The 26108-nt window shown below is 47.4% G+C and carries 38 protein-coding genes and 2 pseudogenes; 29 read left to right on the top strand and 11 right to left on the bottom strand.

Features of this window, described 5'->3' with window-relative positions; genetic code table 11:
* Positions 1 to 20 precede the first annotated feature (20 nt).
* Together FEK43_RS13145 and FEK43_RS13140 are read right to left on the bottom strand one after the other, a co-directional pair.
* Entirely contained in the window at positions 21 to 299 is a 279-nt protein-coding gene (locus FEK43_RS13145; RefSeq protein ID WP_001177649.1) for a lambda phage CII family protein, read from the bottom strand.
* A 108-nt stretch (positions 300 to 407) separates the two neighbouring features.
* A complete protein-coding gene (locus tag FEK43_RS13140; RefSeq protein WP_000276886.1) occupies positions 408 to 593 on the bottom strand; it encodes a Cro/CI family transcriptional regulator in 186 nt (61 codons plus the stop codon).
* A gap of 80 nt (positions 594 to 673) precedes the next feature.
* Between FEK43_RS13140 and FEK43_RS13135 the strand changes: the two genes are divergently transcribed.
* The 21 genes and pseudogenes from FEK43_RS13135 to FEK43_RS13035 all read left to right on the top strand — a co-directional run bounded on the left by FEK43_RS13135 (position 674) and on the right by FEK43_RS13035 (position 9524).
* Positions 674 to 1324 carry a LexA family transcriptional regulator gene (locus tag FEK43_RS13135; protein WP_135406905.1) on the top strand — a complete coding sequence of 217 codons (651 nt, stop codon included), beginning with the start codon at positions 674 to 676 and terminating at the stop codon, positions 1322 to 1324.
* 318 nt (positions 1325 to 1642) lie between these two features.
* On the top strand, positions 1643 to 1942 hold the full coding sequence (locus FEK43_RS13130; protein ID WP_135406909.1) for a hypothetical protein: 300 nt from the start codon (positions 1643 to 1645) through the stop codon (positions 1940 to 1942).
* A gap of 78 nt (positions 1943 to 2020) precedes the next feature.
* Entirely contained in the window at positions 2021 to 2221 is a 201-nt protein-coding gene (locus FEK43_RS13125) for an antirestriction Ral family protein (protein WP_021516164.1), read from the top strand.
* Positions 2222 to 2397: 176 nt separating this feature from the next.
* On the top strand, positions 2398 to 2646 hold the full coding sequence (locus tag FEK43_RS13120) for a hypothetical protein (RefSeq protein WP_000597940.1): 249 nt from the start codon (positions 2398 to 2400) through the stop codon (positions 2644 to 2646).
* Positions 2647 to 2688: 42 nt separating this feature from the next.
* Positions 2689 to 3105 carry a hypothetical protein gene (locus tag FEK43_RS13115; protein ID WP_049595117.1) on the top strand — a complete coding sequence of 139 codons (417 nt, stop codon included), beginning with the start codon at positions 2689 to 2691 and terminating at the stop codon, positions 3103 to 3105.
* A gap of 83 nt (positions 3106 to 3188) precedes the next feature.
* On the top strand, positions 3189 to 3323 hold the full coding sequence (locus FEK43_RS23340) for a hypothetical protein (protein WP_000972063.1): 135 nt from the start codon (positions 3189 to 3191) through the stop codon (positions 3321 to 3323).
* On the top strand, positions 3308 to 3460 hold the full coding sequence (gene kil, locus FEK43_RS13105) for a host cell division inhibitory peptide Kil (RefSeq protein WP_001243355.1): 153 nt from the start codon (positions 3308 to 3310) through the stop codon (positions 3458 to 3460). The genes FEK43_RS23340 and kil overlap by 16 nt, the downstream gene beginning before the upstream one ends.
* Positions 3461 to 3714: 254 nt before the next feature.
* On the top strand, positions 3715 to 4422 hold the full coding sequence (locus FEK43_RS13100) for a Rad52/Rad22 family DNA repair protein (protein ID WP_135406912.1): 708 nt from the start codon (positions 3715 to 3717) through the stop codon (positions 4420 to 4422).
* Complete coding sequence (gene ssb / locus FEK43_RS13095) at positions 4423 to 4929, top strand: single-stranded DNA-binding protein (RefSeq protein WP_000168274.1); 507 nt, start codon at positions 4423 to 4425, stop codon at positions 4927 to 4929.
* Between the two features lie 13 nt (positions 4930 to 4942).
* Complete coding sequence (locus FEK43_RS13090) at positions 4943 to 5236, top strand: phage anti-RecBCD protein (RefSeq protein ID WP_001111315.1); 294 nt, start codon at positions 4943 to 4945, stop codon at positions 5234 to 5236.
* Positions 5237 to 5246: 10 nt separating this feature from the next.
* Complete coding sequence (locus tag FEK43_RS13085; protein ID WP_001214456.1) at positions 5247 to 5411, top strand: DUF2737 family protein; 165 nt, start codon at positions 5247 to 5249, stop codon at positions 5409 to 5411.
* On the top strand, positions 5408 to 5869 hold the full coding sequence (locus tag FEK43_RS13080; protein WP_135407257.1) for an hNH endonuclease: 462 nt from the start codon (positions 5408 to 5410) through the stop codon (positions 5867 to 5869). Before FEK43_RS13085 ends, FEK43_RS13080 begins: the two co-directional genes overlap by 4 nt.
* Complete coding sequence (locus tag FEK43_RS13075; protein WP_135406915.1) at positions 5866 to 6180, top strand: hypothetical protein; 315 nt, start codon at positions 5866 to 5868, stop codon at positions 6178 to 6180. Before FEK43_RS13080 ends, FEK43_RS13075 begins: the two co-directional genes overlap by 4 nt.
* Entirely contained in the window at positions 6167 to 6721 is a 555-nt protein-coding gene (locus FEK43_RS13070; protein WP_135406918.1) for an ead/Ea22-like family protein, read from the top strand. Before FEK43_RS13075 ends, FEK43_RS13070 begins: the two co-directional genes overlap by 14 nt.
* Position 6722: 1 nt before the next feature.
* Positions 6723 to 6911 (top strand): hypothetical protein, encoded by a 189-nt coding sequence (locus tag FEK43_RS13065; RefSeq protein ID WP_130210597.1) that lies wholly within the window; start codon positions 6723 to 6725, stop codon positions 6909 to 6911.
* Between the two features lie 3 nt (positions 6912 to 6914).
* Positions 6915 to 7046: pseudogene (locus tag FEK43_RS23100) on the top strand (hypothetical protein); the annotation flags it as partial.
* A gap of 165 nt (positions 7047 to 7211) precedes the next feature.
* Complete coding sequence (locus FEK43_RS23095; protein WP_346763259.1) at positions 7212 to 8114, top strand: hypothetical protein; 903 nt, start codon at positions 7212 to 7214, stop codon at positions 8112 to 8114.
* A 123-nt stretch (positions 8115 to 8237) separates the two neighbouring features.
* Positions 8238 to 8480 carry a hypothetical protein gene (locus FEK43_RS13050; RefSeq protein ID WP_240783021.1) on the top strand — a complete coding sequence of 81 codons (243 nt, stop codon included), beginning with the start codon at positions 8238 to 8240 and terminating at the stop codon, positions 8478 to 8480.
* Positions 8458 to 8738: pseudogene (locus FEK43_RS13045) on the top strand (DNA polymerase III subunit theta). The gene FEK43_RS13050 and the pseudogene FEK43_RS13045 overlap by 23 nt, the downstream one beginning before the upstream one ends.
* A gap of 89 nt (positions 8739 to 8827) precedes the next feature.
* A complete protein-coding gene (locus FEK43_RS13040) occupies positions 8828 to 9172 on the top strand; it encodes a hypothetical protein (protein ID WP_113375118.1) in 345 nt (114 codons plus the stop codon).
* A gap of 121 nt (positions 9173 to 9293) precedes the next feature.
* The gene (locus tag FEK43_RS13035) at positions 9294 to 9524 is read left to right on the top strand and encodes a hypothetical protein (RefSeq protein WP_001354056.1); all 231 of its coding nucleotides are present in this window, start codon (positions 9294 to 9296) and stop codon (positions 9522 to 9524) included.
* Here FEK43_RS13035 and FEK43_RS13030 read toward each other — a convergent pair.
* Positions 9482 to 10690: a site-specific integrase gene (locus FEK43_RS13030; RefSeq protein ID WP_135406926.1), complete on the bottom strand. Its 1209-nt coding sequence runs from the start codon at positions 10688 to 10690 to the stop codon at positions 9482 to 9484. The two genes, FEK43_RS13035 and FEK43_RS13030, sit on opposite strands and share 43 nt — an antisense overlap.
* A 453-nt stretch (positions 10691 to 11143) precedes the next feature.
* Between FEK43_RS13030 and yniD the strand changes: the two genes are divergently transcribed.
* Positions 11144 to 11251 (top strand): small membrane protein YniD, encoded by a 108-nt coding sequence (yniD, locus tag FEK43_RS13025; RefSeq protein ID WP_064529152.1) that lies wholly within the window; start codon positions 11144 to 11146, stop codon positions 11249 to 11251.
* 60 nt (positions 11252 to 11311) lie between these two features.
* Here yniD and FEK43_RS13020 read toward each other — a convergent pair whose 3' ends face one another.
* Positions 11312 to 12070, bottom strand: a complete 759-nt coding sequence (locus tag FEK43_RS13020; RefSeq protein WP_130208288.1) for a YdiY family protein — start codon at positions 12068 to 12070, stop codon at positions 11312 to 11314.
* A gap of 286 nt (positions 12071 to 12356) precedes the next feature.
* On the opposite strand from FEK43_RS13020, the gene pfkB reads away from it, so the two are divergent.
* The 3 genes from pfkB to FEK43_RS13005 all read left to right on the top strand — a co-directional run bounded on the left by pfkB (position 12357) and on the right by FEK43_RS13005 (position 14640).
* On the top strand, positions 12357 to 13286 hold the full coding sequence (gene pfkB / locus FEK43_RS13015) for a 6-phosphofructokinase II (protein ID WP_135407260.1): 930 nt from the start codon (positions 12357 to 12359) through the stop codon (positions 13284 to 13286).
* A 101-nt stretch (positions 13287 to 13387) separates the two neighbouring features.
* Positions 13388 to 13675 (top strand): type V toxin-antitoxin system endoribonuclease antitoxin GhoS, encoded by a 288-nt coding sequence (gene ghoS / locus FEK43_RS13010; protein ID WP_130218889.1) that lies wholly within the window; start codon positions 13388 to 13390, stop codon positions 13673 to 13675.
* Positions 13676 to 13779: 104 nt separating this feature from the next.
* The gene (locus FEK43_RS13005) at positions 13780 to 14640 is read left to right on the top strand and encodes a fructosamine kinase family protein (protein WP_130257723.1); all 861 of its coding nucleotides are present in this window, start codon (positions 13780 to 13782) and stop codon (positions 14638 to 14640) included.
* Between the two features lie 40 nt (positions 14641 to 14680).
* Here FEK43_RS13005 and FEK43_RS13000 read toward each other — a convergent pair whose 3' ends face one another.
* On the bottom strand, positions 14681 to 15217 hold the full coding sequence (locus FEK43_RS13000) for a YniB family protein (RefSeq protein WP_130208294.1): 537 nt from the start codon (positions 15215 to 15217) through the stop codon (positions 14681 to 14683).
* 146 nt (positions 15218 to 15363) lie between these two features.
* On the opposite strand from FEK43_RS13000, the gene hxpB reads away from it, so the two are divergent.
* From hxpB to tcyP, 3 genes are all read left to right on the top strand, one after another.
* Positions 15364 to 16032: a hexitol phosphatase HxpB gene (hxpB, locus tag FEK43_RS12995; RefSeq protein WP_135406929.1), complete on the top strand. Its 669-nt coding sequence runs from the start codon at positions 15364 to 15366 to the stop codon at positions 16030 to 16032.
* Between the two features lie 161 nt (positions 16033 to 16193).
* A complete protein-coding gene (locus FEK43_RS12990) occupies positions 16194 to 16784 on the top strand; it encodes a metal-dependent hydrolase (protein ID WP_064529159.1) in 591 nt (196 codons plus the stop codon).
* A 132-nt stretch (positions 16785 to 16916) separates the two neighbouring features.
* Complete coding sequence (tcyP, locus tag FEK43_RS12985; RefSeq protein ID WP_064529160.1) at positions 16917 to 18308, top strand: cystine/sulfocysteine:cation symporter; 1392 nt, start codon at positions 16917 to 16919, stop codon at positions 18306 to 18308.
* A 46-nt stretch (positions 18309 to 18354) separates the two neighbouring features.
* Here the strand turns inward: tcyP and cedA are convergent, their stop codons facing one another.
* Positions 18355 to 18618 (bottom strand): cell division activator CedA, encoded by a 264-nt coding sequence (cedA, locus tag FEK43_RS12980; RefSeq protein WP_130208300.1) that lies wholly within the window; start codon positions 18616 to 18618, stop codon positions 18355 to 18357.
* Between the two features lie 182 nt (positions 18619 to 18800).
* On the opposite strand from cedA, the gene katE reads away from it, so the two are divergent.
* Positions 18801 to 21062: a catalase HPII gene (katE, locus tag FEK43_RS12975; protein ID WP_135406932.1), complete on the top strand. Its 2262-nt coding sequence runs from the start codon at positions 18801 to 18803 to the stop codon at positions 21060 to 21062.
* Positions 21063 to 21201: 139 nt separating this feature from the next.
* On the opposite strand, the gene chbG is transcribed toward katE, so the two are convergent.
* The 5 genes from chbG to chbC all read right to left on the bottom strand — a co-directional run bounded on the left by chbG (position 21202) and on the right by chbC (position 26057).
* The gene (chbG, locus tag FEK43_RS12970; RefSeq protein WP_135406936.1) at positions 21202 to 21960 is read right to left on the bottom strand and encodes a chitin disaccharide deacetylase; all 759 of its coding nucleotides are present in this window, start codon (positions 21958 to 21960) and stop codon (positions 21202 to 21204) included.
* Between the two features lie 12 nt (positions 21961 to 21972).
* The gene (gene celF, locus FEK43_RS12965) at positions 21973 to 23325 is read right to left on the bottom strand and encodes a 6-phospho-beta-glucosidase (protein ID WP_135406939.1); all 1353 of its coding nucleotides are present in this window, start codon (positions 23323 to 23325) and stop codon (positions 21973 to 21975) included.
* A 119-nt stretch (positions 23326 to 23444) separates the two neighbouring features.
* Complete coding sequence (gene chbR / locus FEK43_RS12960; RefSeq protein WP_171020817.1) at positions 23445 to 24287, bottom strand: transcriptional regulator ChbR; 843 nt, start codon at positions 24285 to 24287, stop codon at positions 23445 to 23447.
* A 7-nt stretch (positions 24288 to 24294) separates the two neighbouring features.
* The gene (gene chbA, locus FEK43_RS12955) at positions 24295 to 24645 is read right to left on the bottom strand and encodes a PTS N,N'-diacetylchitobiose transporter subunit IIA (RefSeq protein ID WP_064529165.1); all 351 of its coding nucleotides are present in this window, start codon (positions 24643 to 24645) and stop codon (positions 24295 to 24297) included.
* A 53-nt stretch (positions 24646 to 24698) separates the two neighbouring features.
* Positions 24699 to 26057, bottom strand: a complete 1359-nt coding sequence (gene chbC, locus FEK43_RS12950; RefSeq protein ID WP_130208308.1) for a PTS N,N'-diacetylchitobiose transporter subunit IIC — start codon at positions 26055 to 26057, stop codon at positions 24699 to 24701.
* Between the last annotated feature and the right edge of the window lie 51 nt (positions 26058 to 26108).

Here is a 26108-nt window from a genome sequence, read left to right as displayed (position 1 = left end):
GATCCAGTCTTTCTACATCATCAGGCCTCAAAACTGTTGCAGCAGTCTTGAGGCTTTTCTTTTGTCAGCACCATGGCTACTTTCTTTGCCAGCTCCGCTAATTCCTCGTCTTCAACACCCCACTCCAGCACAGCCAGAAGCATGGCCATCTTTGGGATAAAGCTGTCTTTCCATCGCGAAATTTGCGATTCATTAATCCCTAATGCATCAGCAACCTTTCGCTGACCACGTACAGCAATTCGATTTAGGATGTTGCTTGTAATTGCATTCGCTTTCTTGCGAGTACTTGTAAGTTGCATATGTAAGTATTTCCTTAACAAATAAGAAGTTATACGCACCAACTGATGCGCGTTGTATTCCCGCATTTCGGCGGGAATGAGGACCATGACTGTTAAAGAGCAATTTGCTTATGCCGCTTTGCGATAAGCACTTTCTTGATACTTCAGGGCGCCAGCTGTAACGACTTCCAGTCGATAGGCGTCTTTCTCTGGGATGACTTCCTTCCACTGAGAGACTGCTGCATCGCTAATACCTAACGCTTTAGCTACCGCACGCTGGGTTCCGAAGTGGTCGATAACATCTTTCTTGTACATAGACTCGCTCCGAAATTAAAGAACACTTAAATTATCTATCAAAGGAATCTTAAGTCAAGTTTATTTAAGATATCTTAACTATGAATACACAACTGATGGGTGAGCGTATTCGCGCTCGCAGAAAAGAACTCAAGATTAGGCAGGCTGCCCTTGGCAAGATGGTTGGCGTGTCTAATGTTGCTATTTCCCAATGGGAGCGTTCTGAAACGGAGCCCAATGGCGAAAACCTATTGGCCTTAGCCAAGGCTTTGCAGTGCTCCCCTGATTACTTGTTGAAAGGAGAAAATAGTCTTTCAAACATTGCCTATCACAGCAGGCATGATCCAAGAGGTTCGTATCCTCTAATTAGTTGGGTAAGCGCAGGATGTTGGATGGAAGCTGTAGAGCCATATCATAAGCGTGCAATAGATAACTGGTACGATACAACCGTAGATTGTTCAGAAGATTCGTTTTGGCTGGACGTAAAGGGTGATTCGATGACGGCTCCAGCCGGTCTCAGCATCCCCGAAGGAATGATAATACTCGTCGATCCTGAAGTAGAACCTCGTAACGGGAAGCTTGTAGTGGCAAAGCTCGAAGGAGAAAACGAGGCAACTTTCAAGAAGTTAGTTATTGATGCAGGCAGAAAGTTTCTAAAACCACTTAACCCACAATATCCGATGATTGAGATCAACGGGAACTGCAAAATCATCGGTGTAGTTGTCGATGCAAAAATAGCAAACCTTCCATAAGGGGCATTCGCCCCTTTTTTCTTTCCTTTAAAAATCAAAGCAAAACTTAAGTCCCACAATAAAATTTAAGTTTTCTTCAAAAACACCCTTGACCATTAATTAAAGAAATCTTAAATTTAAGCCATCAGCAGGACACTGGTAGCCAAACGGAACAGATTGGCAGGCTCTTTAACATTGATGGGATTGTCCCGCCGAAATGCGGGAACCAAAGAGTAGTTGGCTTTGGGGTGATGTGAAGTGCAGCAGCGCGACAGCATCAGGGAGTTAACCTCCCACCCCCCGTCACGTCACCGCTAAAGTCAATCATCGGAGGTCAACATGACAGTAGTCATTACATATCTGGCTGACGATAACGCCAGAAATCGCCGCAGAGCACGCAGACAGGCTCAACGTGAACAGGCAATGAATGAACAGCGACTGGCGCGGAAGATTGCGCTAAAGCTCTCTGGTTGCGTCAGAGCAGACAAAGCAGCATCACTTGGCAGCCTTCTCTGCAAGAAGGCAGATGAAGTCGAGCGTAAACAGAACCGTATTTACTACCGCAAGCCACGCAGCGAAATGGGTGTGACTTGTGTTGGTCGCCAGAAAATGAAATTAGGCAGCAAACCACTTATTTGAGGTGATATATGGAAGAAGAATTTGAAGAGTTCGAAGAGCATCCGCAGGATGTGATGGAACAATACCAGGACTATCCGTATGACTACGACTATTGATAAAAATCAATGGTGTGGACAATTCAAGCGATGCAATGGATGCAAGCTGCAATCGGAATGCATGGTTAAGCCTGAAGAAATGTTTCCTGTAATGGAGGATGGGAAATATGTCGATAAATGGGCAATACGAACTACGGCAATGATTGCCAGAGAACTTGACAAACAGAAAAACAAGGCTGCCTGATGGTGGCCTTTATTTTTGGCATAAACAACAGAATAAACACTGCACTGTGTATTCATTCCAACAAGTGAATACACGGAGCAATGTCGCTCGTAACTAAACAGGAGCCGACTTGTTCTGATTATTGGAAATCTTCTTTGCCCTACAATGTGAGGGCAGTTTTTTTGACGGAGTAAGCGATGATAAAAACTGATTACCCTGCAGAACTTAAACAAAAAGTAATAACAGCAATTAAATGCTCTTTTATCTCATGTCGTACAGATGAAGAACGATATGTCGTTGAGTGTGCAATTGTCGAGTTTCTCACAGCGATGGAATTTACCGCCGCAGAATCAATAGACGTATTAAAGCAATCAGACGGAAATGATATTGAAACAGATGATGTTATTGACCGACTAATAAAATCATTCGAAGAAGAAATAGAGTAACTGCCAAGCGCAGCTTTAACACCTGCCAATGACGGAGGAATTATGGAAATTACAGATATCCTGGTTAATCCAGATAATTACGACCAATTCAATATCTCTACTCAATCAGTTGATTTGGGATGTGCAACTGTCAGCGCATGGCTACTTAATGGTAAACAGTTGGATAAATGCCTTGATGCACATATGACGGTTAACAGCTTCCTTGCAGAAAAGACACACTGGCAAGATGCTGGAGGGAAATATGCTGGATGGCTTGAAAGCATGGGATTTGAATATCAATCTGATGAAGGTTGGTGGAGCCTTATAGCTGTAACGCCTGAGACAATAGAATGCTTCGTTAAATACTCAAACGACGATGACTATAAACACCAGGTGGATTCTGCGATAGAAAGATACAAAAGAAAATCGTTCAACCACGAAATATCATCAGTTCTTGATTTCATAGAAATCTTCAAATAAGCCGCCAAACGCGGCTTTACCGCATACCAATAACGCTTCACTCGAGGCGTTTTCGTTATGCAATCAAACAGAAGGAGTTACCCATGATGCACTTTCAGCTCGCGGGTAGCGGCGTCATGTCCGCTTTCTACCCGCACGAATCTGAATTATCACGCCGAGTTAAACAATTAATCAGAGCAGCAAAGAAACAACTGGAGGCCTTATGCGCAATGAAATAGCCATTAATCACCAGATGCTTCGTGCTGCACAAAACAAAGCAGTAATAGCCCGATTTATTGGTGATTCAAAAATGTGGCTTGAAGCAAATAAAGCGATGAAATCAGCTATCAACCTTCCATGGTATCGCAGGAAATGAGTTTTACAGATAACTGGTCAGACGAAGAATTCATTCGTCAGATGAAAGAATTAATCGGTAACGAAGGAGATATGCATGTCACTTGCAACCACTGTGAAGGAGAGCAAGTTACAGAGACGCATGTACACGCAGAAAGCTCTCTGGTATCGCCATAATGGTGACCGCGAAGGAATGCGGGTATGCCTTAATTTGTCCAGAGTCGAAGTATTAAACCAGCGTTATTTCCTTGGGCCATGTCCATTCTGAGGTGAATTATGGATTTGAATAAATTCGATGAGCCATTCAGCCCTGAAGATATCGAATGGCGAATACAGCAAAGCGGTAAAACACGCGATGGCAAAGTGTGGGCTATGGTGCTGGCTTATGTCACGAACCGGGCAATCATGAAACGCCTTGACGATGTTTGTGGCAAAGCAGGATGGCGCAATGAATACCGCGATATTCCCAACAACGGCGGCGTTGAATGCGGCATATCAATCAGGATTGATTCCGAATGGGTAACCAAATGGGATGCTGCTGAAAACACGCAGGTAGAAGCCGTCAAAGGTGGTCGTTCCGGTGCAATGAAGCGCGCTGCCGTTCAATGGGGAATCGGTCGGTATCTGTATAACCTTGAGGAAGGTTTCGCACAAACATCTCTCGATAAAAAGCAGGGATGGCACAGGGCAAAACTGAAGGATGGAACAGGATTTTACTGGCTCCCTCCATCGCTGCCGGGATGGGCAATCCAAGCATCAGATAACAAACCATCACCAGAAAATACCAACCAGAAATCTCCATCGGTTGACTGCGAACAAATCCTGAAAGACTTCAGCGATTATGCATCAACAGAAACTGACAAGAAAAAACTCATCGAGCGTTATCAGCGTGACTGGCAATTAATGGCTGGCAACGAGGAGGCGCAGGCTAAATGCGTTCAGGTAATGAACATCAGAGTTAACGAACTAAAACAGGCGGCATAAATGGCAAGCAGAGGCGTAAATAAGGTGATTATCCTTGGTCGGGTAGGACAAGACCCGGAAGTTCGATACTCACCATCAGGAACAGCGTTCGCTAACCTGACAATAGCCACGTCAGAACAATGGCGAGATAAAAATACTGGCGAGCAAAAGGAATTGACTGAATGGCATCGTGTTGCTGTATCCGGGAAACTGGCTGAGGTCGTGGGGCAGTATGTGAAAAAAGGTGATCAGATTTATTTCGAGGGAATGCTGAGAACCAGAAAGTGGAAAGACCAGTCAGGGCAAGACCGTTACACAACCGAGGTTCATGTCGGAATTAATGGCGTGATGCAAATGCTTGGCGGCATTGGCGACAGCAAACAACAAGCAGCCAGCAGGCAATCACAGAAGCCACAGCAGCAATCATCACCAGCACAACACAACGAACCTCCGATGGATTTTGACGACGATATACCCTTTGCACCAGTAACTCTCCCCTTCCCTCGTCACGCTATTCACGCAATTTAATCAGGAGAAAATCATGCCAGCGCCTCTGTATGGTGCGGATGACGTGCGCCGCTGTTCCGGCAATTCCGTATCGGAGGTGCTGGATAAATTCAGGAAAAACTACGACCGGATAATGTCGCTACCGCAGGAAACGAAAGAGGAAAAGGAATTTCGCCATTGTATATGGCTTGCAGAGAAAGAAGAACGCGAGCGAATTTACCAGACATCAATCCGACCATTCCGCAAAGCCACATATACCCACTTCCCTGAAATTGACCCGCGCCTGCGTAATTACCGCTCACGCTATGGCGCTATCAGTAATGACTGAGGAATTTACCATGAGAGGACTTGCATACAATCCCGGCATTCTTCCGGCAGAAATGATTATTCGCCAACGCGTAAAGCCAATGCCATCGAGAGAGGAATTACTTAAGAGAAATTCTTTTCCATCAGTAAATCAAAACAAATATCTGAATGCGATGTGGCGGAGTGGGAAGAAATGAAACAAATGTCACTAATTGAGATGGATGGATTTCTGAAAGGTAAATGCATCCCAAGTGATTTAAAGGTTAACGAAACAAACGCTGAATATCTGGTGCGTAAATTTGCTGAAGCGGAGGCCAAGTGCGCGGCGCTGGCGGCGGAGAATGCGGGGCTGAAGTCTGGCGCTATGGACGAAATCGAGGTTATCAACCGTGGAGGGCAGGCATATTGCGTAAAAGATGGAGTGCAAGTTAATCCCATGTATGCAAGAGGGTGGAATGACTATCGCGCAAAGTCTCTGCAATCAAACACTCCAGCCACTGATGCTTTCCTGACTGAAATTGAACGCAAAGCAATCCGCAAGTTCATTAATAGCATTGAACACATCCTGCGTGACAACTTGTCACCGTATGACACCGAAGAGATGCTTGAGGCTATGCGTATTTTTCTGGAAGAACAGGGAGGTGAGCAAAAATGACAATCACAAAACAACGAGTAGAAAAAATCATATATCGCCATGAAATGGGACTGAACAGCGATGTCACTGCCGAAGAGGTTTATGACCTGGCTGTACTGGTGCTGAATTTATCAAATATCGCAAACCTGAAGCGATACGAGCTTGATATGGATGGTTGTGACTCGCGCGGTCAGGATTGTGGCGCTGACATGACTGAAGATTCTGATGGCGATTATGTCCTGTTTGATGACGTGGTTAAGTTGTTTGAGTTTGATACAACCACTCAGAAGCTAGAAAGCCCAGCAAAGGAGGCAGCCAGTGAGCGAGATTGACTATCAGGCACTGCGTGAGGCGGCGCAGAACGCGAAAGATTTAGGTGGGATTAAGAATTACAAGCGAGGCGAGCAAGCTGTTGCCGAATTTGAGTCCCTGACAACGCCACACATTGTGCTGGCGCTTCTGGATGAACGGGAAAGAAACCAGCAATACATCAAACACCGCGATCAGGAGAATGAGGATATTGCGCTAACGGTAGGGAAGCTGCGCGTTGAGCTGGAAGGCAAAGACAAGCTGATTGCAGAGCTTAGAAAACAATGCGCTGAATGGGAGCGAAAGGCATTTAGCAACTTTGAAGAGTGCGCTGCGATGGCTGATCGTATCGAATATATGAGTAAGCAAAGTTGCGAAGCTCGGGAGCGTGATTTGTTTGAATCATGGGTAATGCATTCAATTTGTATCTCCAAATCGACGCTTGAAGGATTGCGTACCGAAACTGGATACCGTAACGCAACCTTATCAGGCACAGACTTCAACCGAATGTGGGAACAATGGAAATCTATCCGCGCCGCTGGCATTCGCATCAAAGGAGAGTGATATGTCACTGACAGTGAGGCAGTTAATCAGCAAGCTCAGAAAAATGCCTCCTGAGGCTGTCGTGGTCTGGCAGGGCTATGACCAATCAGAGGGTGACTATAACGATTTCGTAGTCCATGTCGCTGATATTACAGATGAAAATTCATCATCCTTTGACCCGGAAGTGCGCGTTGTGGCACTTAGAGGATAACCTATGAACACTTTTACAGACAAAGAACTGATTAAAGAAATCAAAGAGCGAATCGGTAGCCTGGACGTTAGAGACAATATTGAGCGCCGTGCTTATGAAATTGCGCTGGCATCGCTGGGAGCAGAGCCTGTGGCATATCAGTATCGCCAGTGGGATGCAGAAAATGATGAATGGGGGGAATGGGAAGATTGCGGGGAATGTGCTTTCGAATGGTTTGCCGAGGGAGAGAAACGCCTTGGGGAAGGCGTTCAGACCCGTAAGCTATACGCCGCGCCGCCATGCTAAACAAGGAGATGAACAATGGATAATCGATATGAAATAGCAGAACAAAATGGCATGAGCCTAGAGTTCGCTGACTGGTTCTTTGATAACAAAAAAGATGGCTGTGGAAACACCTGGTTCGTGATGATGGCTGCCATGTGGGAAGGCTGGAAAGGCCGGGCAGAACCGCCAGTGCCGGATAAAATCGCGCAAGCAATTGAAAATCTCAAGCAGAAGTTAGTGGAATGCAATCGCTATAACTACTGCGCAGATGCAGTTAAAGGTGTTGAGGATGCCAGCCGCGTCTTGGCACTCCAAAATCAAAATATGTCAGCGCCGATAACGCCGGAGGCCATTGAAAACGCAATTGAATACATCCGCAGTATCGCTTTTCACATCGATGAAGACGATTACCACGGCAAACATATTGCGTATTTCATGCGACAAGCATTGGCCTGGCTGGAAGGGCATTCATGCAGCGATGACAGACAAGGTAAAGCCGACAATCAACCAGCATCTGGTAACCAGGTCGCCGAATTCAATAACGGTAATGAGTGGACTGGCAATCCTGATATTGATAACGCAATCATCATGCTCGACCGCGTAGATACGGCGGAACGTTGCGATGATGACCGTATTGAGGCTGTTAAGGCTGTGTTGCGTAAACTGGCTGGCAACTCTCCGGTAACTCCGGATGGTTGGGTCATGGTGCCGAAGAGACTAACTATTGAGAACGGCGCTAAAGGTGCACTTTCTGGTGAGTTTTCAGAAACAGTATTCACTAACTGCCCGGAATGTTTTGGTGATGATGATTGCGAAACTTGTGACTGCAGCGGGAGAATCGAAATCAAGGTTCCAGTCAGTTGGACAACTATCAAAACTATTTGGGCTAAAGGGGGTGAGCACTTTTCAATAGTAGCACCGCAGCAAGATGGGGGATGAAAACAAGCCTTTATAACTTAAAGGCATAAAAAAATCGCTCATAGACCAAAAGGAATCTACGTCAAATATTACTATATTTCAATGTGTTATAATGATCCCGTCCATAAAATGGGGAGACAAAAAATGTTCAAACGCTGCATCACCAAGTGTGGAAGTACACCTGACATCCACGCTTTTATTAATGAAGATGGTAAGCTTGTTGTTGAGAGGAGTGGTCCTTTTATTAGCAAACAACTTATCATTACCTTTCCAGCGGAGATGGCCGGGGAATGGATAGTTTCTGAACCAGAGGAGTGGCACATCCCTCTTCCTTATGGCCCTCAGGGACTGATTTATAACCGTTATGTTCAGAAGGAGGCGGGTTGACAATGCCAGGCATAACATCGCCGAGCAATCGAAAGAAAAACAGAACAAGGTAAACGTTGACCTTGCAGCATCAGGCGTGGCGTACAGAGAGCGCCTTAACATACCTGTTATCACTGAGCAGGTAGCACGAGAGCAACCTGAGCACTCACGCGAGTATTTCATGGAGCGCGTCAGATACTATCGCGAGCAGTCGTTAAACCTGCCCAAGGGAAGCAACCATGGTATATCGAGATGGATGAACAGAACGCCAAGAAGTAAGCGCAATTTGAACGAATGCGAACCCGCCGAGTGCGGGTTTTCTTTTATCTGAACTCGCTACGGCGGGTTTTGTTTTATGGAGACAAGAAATGTCAGATTTGGCTATGAAGGTTTTGAAATGGCAATCGACTGGCGATGTCGGCATCAGTAGCGCAACTCTTGCCTCAATCGCATGTGGACTGAAAAAGAATATCTATGGTCATCACTTCGGCGCTCCACATGACGCAGCCGATTTCCGACGATGCGTTGCACTTGTTGAGCAGATTCCAGAAATCAGAGATTCATTCGACAAGGTTGCAAAGCGCGTTCCGGCATTCAAAGGCATCCTCAACGAATGGGATTCCCTCGTTGCTCTGTTGAAGTCTGAAATGAAGATACACGGAAACAAAGCACCAGAGACTTACAGAAGAATCAGAGAACTACGCAAGGACTAACTATGGAATCATACAGCCTCACACTCGATGAGGCCTGACAGTTTCTCAAGATCGCCAGATCTACCGCAACCGACAATAACCGCCACTGAACGGTTTATTTCTTTATGGAGAAACCATACAAATGACAATCAATATTCAGCCGATTCTAATAAACCGCGAGCGTGTTCAGGAGATGCTTGGTGGTATCTCCAGAACTACTTTTTACCGGAAGCGTAAACAGTGGGAGCAATCAGGGACACCATTCCCTCGGGAAGTGGAAGAAATCCACCCACCGAAAGGCGGCGCCCTCTTTCGCTACAAGGAAGTTATTCAGTTTTGCAAAGATAAAGGATTGATTTCCGAACACTCTTGAATTTTCTTAGCCCATAATTCTGCTGCGTCCTGCTGCTCGGGGATGTAGTCATACTGGTCATAAACAGCCAGCATCCCCGTGAGCTTATGCCCGAGAATTTTCTCCGAAACATGAGGTGCTACTCCAAGTTCAGCCATTTTTGTTTTGCACGTTCTGCGCAGATCGTGCAATGACCAGTGCTCGCCCCCCATAACATCTTCTACCTGTTCTGCAATAGAAATTAGGGTGCTGGCAGACATTGGGCGATTTTCCTGTAACTTAGCCGGAGGAAATACGATTGACAGATGAGGGTATAGATCAAATACCTGCTGCAAATAATCTGCTGCGAGTTTTGAAATACCGCGAACAAATCGCTTACGCGTTTTTGAGTTCTCTTTCGGTATAGTCCATTCTCTAGACTTCAGATCAAAATCAGTCTTCTTAGCCAACCGCAATTCAACACCACGACAACCAGTTAACGCAACAATTCGAATAAACATTTTGTTTTGCCACGACATTTTCGTTTTGTCGATGGCATTCCAGAATGCGCCTATCTCAACATCGTTAAGAAAACGTTCGCCATTATTAGGTCTACTGCCGATATCATTAATCTCAAGAAGCATCAGTGAATTTGATGTTATGCGTTTTCTGCGTAACGCATAGCGGATCACTTGCTTCATCTTCACCAGTACATTTCCCGCCTGTACGGGTGACCCACCTTTTGTTATGCGAATGAATATTTGCTCCCACTCTACAGGACTCATTTCATCTGCAATCAGCTTACCGTAATTGTCGGTGATGTGAAGTTTCAGCATCCGCTTCCAGTATTCGTACTTCACCATCTCTTTTACTGAAGGAGTATCAAACCACTCGTCAACTAGGGTACTGATGCTTGGGGAACTTGATGCAATATCTTTAGCTTTCTTCCTTTGCATGGCTGGGTCTTTACCCTTCTCCAACCACCCTTTACACTCCTCCAATGCATCGCGAGCTTCCTTAAGCGACATCTTCCCGTACGTTCCGAGCTTTAACCTGGCGGGTTTTCCATTGAAACGATAGCGGTATTGAAAGGTGATAAGTCCCTTCGGGCTGATCCTGACAGAAAGTCCGCCTCCGTCAGCTATCTCCTCAGGTCCCTCATATGCTTTTCCGGATATACGTCGCAGCTTTGTATCGTTGAGTGCCATCCTAATACCTGTTCGTCATCGTCAAAATTGGTACACAATTTGGTACACAAATTTTACGACACGAGAACGATTGAGATGAACTAATTTGAAACAGATAAATCCAGAAAATCAAGGTGTGGCGCGGGATGTATGAAACAGGCAGAAACAAGAGTGAATGCAATGAAATCTCTGATGTTACTTACACGAAAGATCACATACAAAGATTCATATGAAATTTATCAAAAAGGTTTGGGCTGATTCCCGCTTCACTCTGCGAAATATGTCACAGCATGCTGATTGGCGATGCCAGACCTACACCCACTTTCTGATAATACCGCTTGGCAGTTTACACGGTAATTGTTATCGGGCAAAGCGACAATCATCATGTTTGATATGATATAAATCAATACAGGCAACACCTGACCCTTTTGTTACACTCGATTATTGAAGACTGGAAATCCCCTGGAAAAACGCATGCCGACAAAACGTTTCAACAAAAAACACTGGAAGATGGTGGTCGTCCTGCTGTCTATTTGCGGCGCGATGCTGTTGCTGCGCTGGGCAGCGATGATTTGGGGCTGAATGGTGATGCGCTATCAACAAACAATGCAGCCAGACCGCATAACACGGTCCGGCACATTATTACATCCTGTAGCCCAGCGATAACGTGGTGCGGCGATCAGTATGTTCCGGCGCAGACTCAGGCGGTTCAGAGTTCCATGTAACGTTGTAGGCCACCTTCAGACCAAAATGTTCATTGATGGCAACATTTAATGCGCTTTCCGAGTTCAGCGTAGTGTCTTCAGCACCAAAAACCGATACACCCTGGGTAAATTTAGCGTTGTCGGTCAACTGCCACGCATAGGCTCCGGAGGCATACCCCAGCGGCTGCGTTTCACTGGCATTATCGGTATATTTATCGTAACGCACGCCAGGACCGAATTCAAAGCGGAAGCTGTGTACAGGGCCATTTAAAAACTGGCGACCATAACCCGCAGTCAATACATCTCGTTCCCGATAGCCGTTATAACGGTCTGTCAGCCAACTTGCCTGACCAAACAGATAGTCATAATCAGTTAAATTAAAACGGCTACGCCCACCAACTGCATATTTTTCCGAAGAACGCTCATCATTAGAAGAAGTATTGCTGGCATTTCCCCACAGCGACCAGGCAGTCGTCTGCCCATACCAGGTCATAGTGGTATCAGCCGTCAGTGAGGAACTTTTCGTGTTGCCTGATTGTGCAAGGTAACCTGCATTCAGATTACCTTCGAAAGGTTTTTTTGCGCTGGCAGGATCGTCCATGACAGTAAAAACGGAATCATCGGCAGTTGCAGTCAGAGACGCAAACATACCCCCCGCCAACATAACGATGGCAGGAACTGTCTTCAAAAGCTTCATTTATTAAAAGTCCGTACAACAAAAAAAGAGACCATCGCGGTCCCGGAAACTTTCTTAAGGATCAAAGAGTAGCGTCCCTGGAAAGGTGACAAATTATAAAAAGGAGTGAAAAACTTAGCAATGACTTCTTATTTCATTTTTTGAATAAGCGCGTTGCGAAAACAGATATTTATTTATATATCTTTACCTTATTAATTTTATATAAATATCTAATAAATCATATTGTTAATTCCTTCACTTTCCACTGATTCAGTGCCAGACTGAAATCAGCCTATAGGAGGAAATGATGGTACGTATCTATACGTTGACACTTGCGCCCTCTCTCGATAGCGCAACAATTAGCCCGCAAATTTACCCCGAAGGAAAACTGCGCTGTACTGCCCCCGTGTTTGAACCAGGTGGTGGCGGTATTAATGTCGCTCGCGCTATTGCTCATCTGGGCGGGAGCGCGACGGCTATATTCCCGGCCGGCGGCGCGACCGGCGAACATCTCGTCGCTCTGCTGGCCGATGAAAATGTCCCTGTTGCCACTGTCGAAGCGAAGGACTGGACCCGCCAGAATCTGCATGTACATGTGGAATCCAGCGGTGAGCAGTATCGCTTTGTCATGCCCGGCGCAGCTTTATGCGAAGATGAATTTCGTCAACTTGAAGAACAAGTTCTGGAAATCGAGTCAGGGGCTATTCTGGTTATTAGTGGAAGCCTGCCACCAGGCGTGAAACTGGAAAAGTTAACGCAGCTTATTTCTGCTGCGCAAAAACAAGGAATACGCTGCATCGTCGACAGTTCCGGCGAAGCCTTAAGCGCAGCACTGGCGATTGGCAATATCGAGTTAGTTAAACCTAACCAAAAAGAACTCAGCGCACTGGTAGGTCGCGAACTCACTCAACCCGATGATGTGCGTAAAGCCGCGCAGGAAATTGTTAATAGTGGTAAGGCCAAACGGGTCGTCGTTTCCCTTGGTCCACAAGGAGCGTTGGGGGTAGATAGCGAAAACTGTATTCAGGTTGTGCCACCGCCGCTAAAAAGCCAAAGTACCGTCGGTGCTGGCGACAGTATGGTTGGGGCTATGACGCTGAAGCTGGCAGAAAATGCCTCGCTTGATGAAATGGTTCGTTTTGGCGTGGCTGCCGGTAGTGCCGCAACACTCAATCAAGGAACACGCCTGTGCTCCCATGACGATACACAAAAAATTTACGCTTACCTTTCCCGCTAATCGAGACATTCCCCCATCGGTTGGGGGAATCACCACAAACCTGTCGGCAATGCGTTTCTGCGACTATGCTAAAAAATCACGTGATAACAAAGAGGTGAATTATGGCTGGTGGCGATCTTGTCCGTTATGTCATTACCGTCATGTTGCATGAAGATACATTAACTGAAATTAATGAGTTAAATAACTTTCTGACACGCGATGGCTTTTCACTGACCATGACAGACGATGATGGGAATATCCATGAACTCGGGACGAATACCTTTGGACTTATCAGTACGCAAAACGAAGATGAGATAAGAGAACTCGTTGCCGGACTCGCCCAGAGTGCTACAGGCAAAGACCCCGAGATAAGGATCACAACCTGGGAGGAATGGAATAGCAACAAATAAAGATTTTTGGGCAATAATCAGTCTGTGGTGTGCGTTAGCTCGTGTTTTTACACCTTATTCTTGCGCTAACCTTATGATCTGGCAGACAGCATGGGAGAGACATCATGTGGCAGGTAATCAGTCGTCTTTTGAGCGAGCAGTTAGGTGAAGGCGAAATCGAACTGCGTAATGAACTGCCTGGCGGGGAAGTCCATGCCGCATGGCATTTGCGCTATGCAGGACGTGACTTTTTCGTCAAATGTGATGAAAGAGAATTGCTTCCCGGTTTTACCGCCGAAGCCGACCAACTGGAGTTATTGTCTCGCAGTAAAACCGTCACCGTACCCCGGGTGTGGGCAGTTGGCGCTGACCGTGACTACAGTTTTCTAGTGATGGATTATCTCCCTCCTCGGCCGTTGGATGCACATAACGCCTTTATTTTAGGGCAGCAAATTGCGCATCTACATCAATGGAGCGACCAGCCACAATTTGGCCTCGATTTCGATAACGCCCTTTCTACTACCCCTCAACCCAATACCTGGCAACGCCGTTGGTCAACGTTTTTTGCTGAACAACGGATTGGTTGGCAACTGGAGCTGGCAGCAGAAAAAGGGATCGCCTTCGGCAATATCGACGCCATCGTCGAGCATATCCAGCAGCGCCTGGCCTCACATCAGCCGCAACCATCACTGTTACACGGCGATCTATGGTCAGGGAATTGTGCGCTAGGTCCGAATGGTCCGTATATTTTCGACCCTGCTTGTTACTGGGGCGACAGAGAGTGCGATCTGGCGATGTTGCCGCTACATACCGAACAGCCTCCGCAAATCTATGATGGTTATCAATCAGTGTCACCGCTACCGATCGATTTCCTCGAACGCCAACCGATTTACCAGCTTTACACTTTGCTAAACCGTGCAAGGTTGTTTGGTGGTCAACATCTGGTTATTGCTCAACAATCATTGGATAGATTGTTAGCCGCGTGACGGGAGTCGATGATAATGGCCGCACCGCGCGGCCTTTGTATTAAATGAAACCGAGCAGAGAAAAGAACACGTATCCCGCAGCAATACAAATTACCGGCAGGATATAGAGTGAAAAAAACTGCGTGAAGATAGTATGGCGTGGAACGACAATGCGCGACTCGATCTGTTCACGCGTTAACCCCTCTTCCCCTTTAGCCTTCTCCAGAATGAGTTGATCTTCAACGCCTTCGCGCAAGAAGCGCACCTGACGACTCATGCGTGCTCCAGAGTCTTGCAACGCCAGACCGACAAAAATCAGGATAAAGATCACCCAGAACATAACGTTCACACCACCATTAAAATTGGGCGTCGGCGAGTTATACCAGAACAGATTCAAAAAAGGCGTATTCGCTTGCATCATATCGATCATGACATGGGCAAAGTCGAGCATTACCGCATTAATGCCTTCCTGGGTTTCTTGCCGGATATTCATAAACTTCAGCAAGGAAATCAACGTGGAAACAAGTGTTGGTATAAAAATCACCCAACCGAAAATCCTTTTCAAAATAGCAATGCGTCCAGCTTGTTGATACGTCATGAGTTCTCCTTGATTAAGACGCGTCGATTCACTTAGTTTACCTGTAGATATCTGTTTTCGCCCATTCTTTAAAGGCGATATGATAGGCGCTTAATCATAAGCACTGCTTAATACCTTACACATAATGCTCTAAAGGAGAGGTTGTAATGTCAACCCCACGACAGATTCTTGCTGCAATTTTTGATATGGATGGATTACTTATCGATTCCGAACCATTATGGGATCGGGCCGAACTGGATGTGATGGCAAGCCTGGGGGTGGACATCTCCCGTCGTAATGAGCTACCGGACACCTTAGGTTTACGCATCGATATGGTGGTTGATCTGTGGTATGCCCGGCAACCGTGGAATGGGCCGAGTCGTCAGGAAGTGGTCGATCGGGTAATTGCCCGTGCCATTTCGGTGGTTGAAGAGACGCGTCCATTACTGCCTGGCGTGCGTGAAGCCGTTGCTTTATGTAAAGCGCAGGGCTTATTGGTTGGCCTGGCTTCAGCGTCACCGCTGCATATGCTTGAAAAAGTGCTGGCCATGTTTGACCTACGTGACAGTTTCGATGCCCTCGCCTCCGCCGAAAAATTGCCTTATAGCAAGCCACATCCGCAGGTTTATCTCGACTGCGCAGCAAAACTGGGCGTTGACCCAATCGCCTGCGTGGCGCTGGAAGACTCTGTTAATGGCATGATCGCCTCGAAGGCAGCACGAATGCGCTCCATCGTCGTTCCTGCACCAGAAGCGCAAAATGATCCACGTTTTGTGTTGGCGAATGTAAAACTTTCATCCTTGACAGAACTCACCGCGAAAGACCTCCTCGGCTAATAAAAAGGGGCGTGGTGACACGGCCCCTGGTTGCTTATCTGAAATCACGTTCAACTGATGATTTTATCATCATATTATGATGAAGAGTTACACCGTCACCACTTCCGCGCACTGTACAAAAACCCTATACTGTACGTATCGACAGTTTAGTGAGTTTTATCATGACGGCGGAAGGTCACCTCCTCTTTTCTATTGCTTGTGCGGTGTTTGCTAAAAATGCCGAGCTTACACCCGTGCTGGCACAGGGTGACTGGTGGCATATTGTCCCTTCCGCAATATTAACTTGTCTGTTACCGGATATTGACCATCCAAAGTCGTTTCTTGGGCAGCGATTAAAGTGGATATCAAAACCCATTGCCCGCGCTTTTGGTCACCGTGGCTTCACCCACAGTCTGCTGGCGGTGTTTGCTCTACTGGCGACCTTTTATCTGAAAGTTCCGGAAAGCTGGTTTATTCCAGCTGATGCTCTGCAAGGTATGGTTCTCGGTTATTTGAGTCATATCCTTGCTGATATGCTGACCCCTGCTGGCGTTCCCCTACTCTGGCCGTGCCGATGGCGTTTCCGTCTACCAATTCTGGTTCCACAAAAAGGCAACCAGTTAGAACGTTTTCTCTGCATGGCGTTGTTTGTCTGGTCAGTGTGGATGCCCCATTCACTGCCCGAAAACAGTGCCGTGCGTTGGTCATCGCAAATGATTAATACCTTGCAGATCGAGTTTCATCGCCTTATTAAGCATCAGGTTGAATACTAAAAAAACAAAAATCGCTTTTCTGGAATAAGCCATTCCATTTGAATATAAGAGCCAGCTCACAGTTCTGTTAATCTTGCTTCAACACTATGGCTACTGCGTAGCGATAGAAATAATAAGATCAGGAGAACGGGGATGAACTTTCCATTAATTGCGAACATCATAGTGTTCGTTGTGCTGCTGTTTGCGCTGGCCCAAACCCGCCACAAACAGTGGAGTCTGGCCAAAAAAGTGCTGGTAGGTCTGGTGATGGGGGTGGTTTTTGGCCTTGCCCTGCATACCATTTATGGTTCTGACAGCCAGGTACTTAAAGATTCTGTTCAGTGGTTTAACATTGTCGGTAACGGCTATGTTCAGCTACTGCAAATGATCGTCATGCCGCTGGTATTTGCCTCCATTTTAAGTGCGGTTGCCCGTCTGCATAACGCGTCTCAACTAGGCAAAATCAGTTTTCTGACTATTGGTACGCTACTGTTTACCACGCTGATTGCGGCGCTGGTCGGTGTACTGGTCACTAATCTGTTTGGTCTGACAGCTGAGGGGCTGGTTCAGGGTGGCGCTGAAACTGCGCGTCTGAACGCTATCGAAAGCAACTATGTCGGTAAAGTCTCTGACCTGAGCGTTCCGCAGCTTGTCTTGTCCTTTATCCCGAAAAACCCGTTTGCCGATCTGACCGGTGCCAATCCGACGTCAATTATCAGCGTGGTAATTTTTGCGGCTTTCCTGGGCGTTGCAGCACTGAAACTGCTGAAAGATGATGCGCCGAAAGGTGAACGAGTCTTAACCGCTATCGATACGCTGCAAAGCTGGGTGATGAAACTGGTTCGCCTGGTCATGCAACTGACGCCATACGGCGTTCTGGCACTGATGACCAAAGTCGTTGCTGGCTCCAACCTGCAAGACATCATTAAACTGGGTAGCTTCGTTGTCGCGTCCTACCTCGGTCTTATCATTATGTTTGCAGTGCATGGCATTCTGCTGGGCATTAATGGCGTAAGCCCGCTGAAATACTTCCGTAAAGTATGGCCAGTGCTGACGTTTGCCTTCACCAGCCGCTCCAGTGCTGCGTCTATTCCGCTGAATGTAGAAGCACAAACGCGTCGTCTGGGTGTTCCTGAATCCATCGCCAGTTTCGCCGCCTCTTTCGGCGCGACCATTGGTCAAAACGGCTGTGCCGGGCTGTATCCGGCAATGCTGGCAGTGATGGTTGCGCCTACTGTTGGCATTAATCCGCTAGACCCAATGTGGATTGCGACACTCGTTGGTATCGTCACTGTGAGTTCAGCAGGTGTTGCAGGCGTTGGTGGCGGTGCAACATTCGCCGCACTGATTGTACTCCCTGCAATGGGCTTGCCGGTAACGCTGGTGGCATTGTTAATTTCCGTTGAACCACTTATCGATATGGGCCGTACGGCACTGAACGTCAGCGGTTCTATGACCGCAGGTACACTGACCAGCCAGTGGCTGAAGCAGACCGATAAATCCATTCTGGATAGCGAAGATGACGCCGAACTGGCTCACCGTTAACCCTGGCTTATAACGCAAAACGCCTGTCATCCCGACAGGCGTTTTTTTACTCTTCGACCTCATTCTCTTGTCGAATCTGATTCGCCCAGCGCTGGGCCGCCTCCGGCACACTAAACGCCGGTGAGCGCAAGAATGACTCCCCCACCAGAACAAACGCTACATATTTGCCACGTAATATCCAGACATCACGAAACGAATCCATTTTAATTGCATGCTCCGGCGGCGCAGGTTCCGTGCGCGGGACATAGCTAATAATCGGGCGGTTTTGCTGACGTAGCGGTTTCTTCATTACTGGCTTCACTAAACGCATATTAAAAATCAGAAAAAATGTAGTTTAGCCGATTTAGCCCACGTCCGTCCTGCTTTGCGTACATCTTCAAATACTTTCGCCGACACCACCTCCAGAGCGAGACATCCCCGATGGTCTATAGTTAGAGGGTTTTTTGACCAAAAAAGCGGCCCTTTCAGCAATGAAATAAGGAGACGAGTTCAATGTCGCAACATAACGAAAAGACCCCACATCAGCACCAGTCCCCCCTGCACGACTCGAACGAAGCGAAACCAGGAATGGACTCACTGGCACCTGAGGACGGCTCTCATCGCCCAGCGGCTGAACCGACCCCGCCAGGCGCGCAGCCGACCGCGCCAGGCAGTCTGAAAGCCCCTGATACGCGTAATGAAAAACTCAATTCCCTGCAAGATGTACGTAAAGGTAGTGAAAATTATGCGCTGACCACCAATCAGGGCGTGCGCATCGCTGACGATCAAAACTCACTGCGTGCCGGTAGCCGTGGTCCAACGCTGCTGGAAGATTTTATTCTGCGCGAGAAGATCACTCACTTTGACCATGAGCGTATCCCGGAGCGTATTGTTCATGCGCGAGGATCTGCGGCTCATGGTTATTTCCAGCCGTATAAAAACTTAAGCGATATTACCAAAGCCGACTTCCTGTCTGACCCGAACAAAATCACCCCAGTATTTGTCCGTTTCTCTACCGTTCAGGGTGGTGCTGGCTCGGCAGATACCGTGCGTGATATCCGCGGTTTTGCCACCAAATTCTATACTGAAGAGGGTATTTTTGACCTTGTCGGCAACAACACGCCGATCTTCTTTATTCAGGATGCGCATAAATTCCCCGATTTTGTTCATGCGGTAAAACCGGAACCGCACTGGGCGATCCCACAGGGAGGTAGCGCCCACGACACATTCTGGGATTATGTTTCCCTGCAACCGGAAACGCTGCATAACGTGATATGGGCGATGTCGGATCGCGGGATCCCGCGCAGCTACCGTACGATGGAAGGTTTCGGCATCCACACTTTCCGCCTGATTAACGCCGAAGGGAAAGCGACGTTTGTGCGTTTCCACTGGAAACCACTGGCAGGTAAAGCCTCGCTGGTATGGGATGAAGCGCAGAAACTCACCGGACGTGACCCGGACTTCCACCGCCGTGAGCTGTGGGAAGCCATTGAAGCAGGCGATTTCCCGGAATACGAACTGGGCTTCCAGTTAATCCCGGAAGAAGACGAATTCAAGTTTGATTTCGACCTTCTCGATCCAACCAAACTTATTCCGGAAGAACTGGTGCCAGTACAGCGCGTCGGCAAAATGGTGCTTAACCGCAACCCGGATAACTTCTTTGCCGAAAACGAACAGGTAGCTTTCCATCCAGGGCATATTGTCCCCGGTCTGGATTTCACCAACGACCCGTTATTGCAGGGGCGTTTGTTCTCTTATACCGATACACAAATTAGTCGTCTTGGTGGGCCAAATTTCCATGAAATTCCGATTAACCGCCCGATCTGCCCTTACCATAATTTCCAGCGTGACGGCATGCACCGCATGGGAATCGACACCAATCCGGCAAACTACGAACCAAACTCGATCAACGACAACTGGCCGCGCGAAACACCGCCGGGGCCGAAACGCGGCGGATTTGAATCATACCAGGAACGTGTTGAAGGCAACAAAGTCCGCGAGCGTAGCCCATCGTTTGGTGAATATTATTCCCATCCGCGTCTGTTCTGGCTAAGCCAGACGCCGTTTGAACAGCGCCACATTATCGACGCTTTCAGCTTTGAATTGAGCAAAGTTGCTCGTCCGTATATTCGTGAACGCGTCGTTGATCAACTGGCACATATCGATCTCACTCTGGCGCAGGCTGTGGCTGAAAATCTCGGTATCGAACTGACTGATGAACAACTGAATATTACCCCACCACCAGACATCAACGGTCTGAAAAATGCCCCAACATTAAGCCTGTATGCCATTCCTGACGGTGATGTCAAAGGCCGTGTGGTAGCGATTTTGCTTAATGATGAAGTGAGATCGGCAGACCTGCTGGCCATTCTCAAGGCGCTGAAAGCCAAAGGCGTTCATGCCAAACTGCTTTATTCACGGATGGGCGAAGTGACCACCGATGACGGCACAGTATTGCCAATTGCTGCTACCTTTGCCGGAGCGCCTTCGCTGACGGTGGATGCGGTCATTGTCCCTTGCGGTAATATTGCGGATATCGCAGACAACGGCGATGCGAACTATTACCTGATGGAAGCCTACAAACACCTTAAACCGATTGCGCTGGCGGGAGACGCCCGCAAGTTCAAAGCGACAATTAAGGTGGATGACAAAGGTGAAGAAGGGGTTGTGGAAGCCGACAGCGCCGACGGTAGTTTTATGGATGAACTGTTAACGCTAATGGCGGCGCACCGCGTCTGGTCACGTATGCCTAAGATTGACAAAATTCCGGCGTAAATATGGGTGGCGCAACTGCGCCACCTTTGCCTGATGCGCTGCGCTTATCAGGCCTACCGGATGTTCATAATGCTATGAAATTTCAATATATTGTATGCCGAATAAGGCATTTACGCCGCATCCGGCAAAACAGCCTTACCTACACATCCAGATAACTACCCAACCGATAACCACGCTCGGCAATGGCATACTTCAACGACGCCGACGTTAACACATCCAGTTCCGCTAACCGCGGGAAACAGTAAGCACTCTGGCGAATTGTATTATCGACAAACGCCGGATGGCACATCACTTCCAGCGAGCGTTCACCGCGATGACTGGAATCATCCAGCACTTGCAGGAACAGTGATTCACTGATCTCTTCACCATAGAATGCACTACTGAAGCCCTGTGAACTGCGCAGATTAGCGGGTAAATCACCGTCGTTAAATACTGGCTGGCGATCAATACGCAACGCAATCCCCTCTTCAGCCGCAAACTTCTCCACAATAGGGAAAATCTGCGGGAACATATGCACATGATGATGACTATCAAGATGTGTTGGCTTGCGGCCAAACAATTCAATGAATCGCAGATACTGGCTGGCGAGTTCCTGGGAAATTTCTTCCAGTGGTAAGGCATCATCTTCTGCCAGCTGCCAGATCCATTTCCCCAACACACCTTGCCGGGTCAGCCCAGGCATCTCAGTCAGCGGCTTACCCAGTGTAAGGACAAAGTGCATCCCAACTGCCAGACTCGGCTCATCACGACTTAACCGCACCGCATGGTCGATAGCTTCCCCATTCACCAGCGCCGTCGTTGAGGTGACAATACCATTACGACAGGCCTCGATAATGCCATAGTTCTGGCCTTTACTTAAGCCAAAGTCATCGGCATTAACAATCAGTAAGCGTTCCATAATCAGCCTCAGTTAATGTGCTTTTTTGAGTTCTGCAATGCAGTCAGCAAAGTTTGGCAACCACTTCTCATGCGCCAGAATCATCTCTCTTGCCAGCAGTTCCGCGTCACGATCGGAATGCACCAGCGGGCTAAGGTTGAGCGCCAGTAACACATCGTTAAATTCACCGCTAAGGGCTGCGTGACTGGCGGCAATCTCAAAACCTTTGATGGTATGAATCAAGCCCATCACTTTGTCATCGAAGTGTGTAATGCGTGGATGTGGCGTCGCGCCATCGCGCCCCAGTGTACAGGTCATTTCTACCGCCCAGTCTGCCGGAATATTATCAATATGCCCATGATGCGGGATATTAACGTAATGTTCCGCTTGCTTGTCGTTGTAGATAGCATTAATCACTTCACACGCCGCATCTGAGTAATATGCCCCGCCGCGCTGTTCCAGTTCTTTCGGCTTAACTTTCAGGTCCGGATTTTTATACAGGTCAAAGAGTTGTTTCTCGACTTTCTGTACCACCTGTGCACGTGCGCCGCCTTTATAATACTCACCCATTTCAATCGCCAGCATCTCTTTTTGCTTGAAGTAATAAAGCAGATACGAGCACGGCAACAGATTCAGTGAGCGAATTAAGCCTTCGCTAAACGGCAGATCGAAAATATTTTTTACGCCAGACGCTTTTAACTGCCCGGATGCCACACCATCAAGCAATTCGGCAAAGCGAGACTTGCCATTTACCAGAACATCTTTAATAAACACCATGTGGTTCAGCCCGAACAGATCGATAGATAAATCATCGTTCTCATTCAACGCTAAAACATCGCTGATAAACATCTTCATGCCAATCGGAATATTACACACGCCGATAAAGCGTTTAAATCCGGTATGACGATAAACGGCTTCGGTGACCATTCCCGCTGGGTTCGTAAAGTTAATCACCCAGGCATTGGAGCAGAGTTCTTCAACATCTTTGACTATGTCAAAAATCACCGGAATAGTACGCAGACCTTTAAACAGGCCACCTGCACCGTTGGTTTCCTGGCCGAGATAACCATGACTTAACGGAATACGTTCATCGAGTTCGCGTGCTGGTAATTGACCTACGCGCAGCTGGGTGGTGACGAAATCGGCAGCTTTCAATGCTTCGCGGCGATCAAGCGTTTTATAAAGCTTCATTGGTACACCAGCGTTATCAATCATCCGCTGGCAGAGATCGAAAATAATATCCAGCTTCGCTTTACCCTCTTCGATGTCCACCAGCCATAATTCACTCACCGGCAATTCGTGATAACGTTTAATAAACCCTTCCAGTAATTCCGGGGTATAGCTGCTCCCGCCACCAATAGTGACGACTTTTAATTTCTGGCTCATAATTTCTCCCTTCATTAGGAAATACTGATATTCGTCGTGCCTGCCGTTAAGTCAGGAATAACCCGGAAACACCAGGTTATACAGAGCAAGCATGTAAATTTAGTGTTCTGATACAATGGCTACTGATTAAATTCAGTCAATTTTTTACGATAGCTATTGGGTGTAAACGAGGTCAATTTCTTAAACGTTTTAATAAACAGACTGGGGCTACTATAACCGGCTTCAAATGCAATATCCGTTACCGAATAGTTGGTCATTTCTAGTTGTTTTTTGGCAAAATTAATGCGAATTTCATTAATAATTTGCATTGGCGTTTTGCCATAATATCGCTGGGTCGCACGCGTCAAATATTCCTGCGATTTCGCCGACAGTATCACCATATTTTCCAACGCATTTTCACTAAACTGCTCTTTATCATGCATCTTTTCAACCGTGCTTTTCAGCCACTGAGGCACATCATCAATTACCTGTTCTTCACGGTAATGACGTAAGCGGTTGATAACATAAAAAGTCACTGTCTCAACAAACTCTTCCAGCCCGGTTTCACGGAAATTCAGTGAAGAGATGACCGTTTCCACATAGGTGAGAAAAGTGCTATTGGTCCGGTATACCTGTGATGCGACAAAGCAATAAGGCAACAACGGCAGATAATGCTGCTCAAAAAAACGTTTGCTGATCCCAACATTTAATATACGCGTGGCGCCAAACTCATAAAAACTTTGATGGTGCGAGCCCAACGGAATAAAGACAAAATCGCCCCGCTCCAGCAACACGCGTTTACCGTTTATCTCCTGGTAATAACGACCAGTTAACACCAGGGTGAATTCATAATAGTCGTGTTGATGCAGCCCACTGATACTCTCAGTTTTGTTGTAGATAAACACATGGAAGTTTTTGCCATTAAACAGTTGTTGTTCACGGGCTGTGGCAATTTCCGGCGCGTTAATCACTGACTGCATCATCAACTCCTTATGCCTTCAATTTTTCATGAAGCTCAATTAATTCGCTAATTAGTTCACGTGCAAGCATTGAGGTCATTAAATGATCCTGAGCGTGGACCAGCACCAGACTCACTTTCATCTTACCTTCGCCCGCATCGCCTTCAATCAGTTTCGTCTGTACCAGATGCGCTTCATTCAACGCCATTCGTGACTGATCCATCATCGCTTTTGCTGCCGCAAAATCGCCCTGCTTTGCCTGTTTCAGCGCCGCATACGCCAGACTGCGCGCCTGCCCGGAATTGATGATAAGCCCCATCACCACTTCTTCCAGTTCTTCGGCTTCGGTTTGCGTATCCGGGATATTGTCGAGATCCATCATACTCAGTTCCTCACTTTCCTTACCCGGCACAGCGTTACCTGTGCCGATATCGATTAAAATTTCAGCGCGTTAGCAATATCTTCTTCACTCTCTTCTTTATCAATCACGTTTTGTGCTTTGTTAGCCACCACAACAAATGGCAGATAAATCAGCGTGGCGATACCGAGGTTGAAGAGTGCGACCAGTAAGGCGGCGACGCTACCGTTGGTGTTAAAGAAGGCTCCCAGACCGGTTGGCATGGTCCACGGCGCAATGTTGGTCACTGGTGGAATAATGCCCATGTAATATGCCGCCAGGGTAATTGCCGCCAGAATCGGTTGTACCAGCACAAACGGGATAAACATCACCGGGTTCATAATAATCGGCAGACCAAACAGAATCGGTTCGTTAATCTGGAAGATGCCGGACGGCAGAGCCAGTTTTGCCACCTGACGATAATCAGCACGGCGAGAAGCAATAAAGATAGCCAAAATCAGGCCCAGGGTCGCGCCACTACCACCGAGGAAAATAAAGGAGTCCAGCATCGGCTTGGCCCAGATATGGAAGGTCTTACCGGCAGCTAATGCCGCTTCGACGGAACCATATTGCTGGTAGGTCGCGATGTTTTCCAACGCCCACGGCGTCATGATGCCGTTGTCCAGTGCAGTCAGCGCCAGTGCGCCGTGAATACCGAAGAACCACAGCAGTGGAACAAAAATCACATACGCCCAGCCGACCACGCTACCCAACGATGCCAGCGGCGTCGAGATGGTATCCATGATGATCTGATGGAAGTTTGTGCCCCAGGTCGTCAGCGCCCAGGCAATAATCCCCATCACGGAAAGAATAATAAAGCCGGGAATCAATGCAGAGAAAGAACGCGATACCGACGCAGGTACGCTATCGGGCAGTCGAATTACCCAGTTGCGGCGGACAATAAAGGTAAACATTTCTGCCACCACCAGGCCGATAATAATCCCGGAGATGATATTCGCGCCGCCTAACCAATTAGCGCCGACGGCATAGGCCTCGCCGACGCTATAAGGCGTGACGGTCATAAACGCCGCAACGGATAACAATCCTGCTGCCAGCGCATCGACTTTACGCTCTTCTGCCAGCGCCATGCCGATAAAGAACGGTGCCATTAAAGACATAATCCCCAATGTTCCGTTATAAACATTTCCGCCAATACCTTTCAGACCATTGAGTGTTTCAATGGTCGAGGCGTCGAGGCGAATACCTAAGGAATAAAAAAACGACCCCTCCCCAAAGCTAAGGAAAACGTTATTAATTAATACAAACATAGCCCCTGCGAGGGTTAACGGCATTAAGCGAATAAAACCGTTTTTGATTGCATTAACGTGCGGTTGCTTTCCTATTTTAACTGCAAAAGGGAGGAGTACCTTTTCAAGCGATGCAATAACATTACTCATAGAAAAATACCCTTAAAAACCGCAATTCAAATATTGCGGTATAGATTTATG

The sequence above is a fragment of the Escherichia sp. E2562 genome, assembly GCF_005781075.1.
Lineage (GTDB): Bacteria > Pseudomonadota > Gammaproteobacteria > Enterobacterales > Enterobacteriaceae > Escherichia.
The sequence above is the reverse complement of the archived record's forward strand: the minus strand, read 5'-3'. Positions and strand labels throughout refer to the sequence as shown.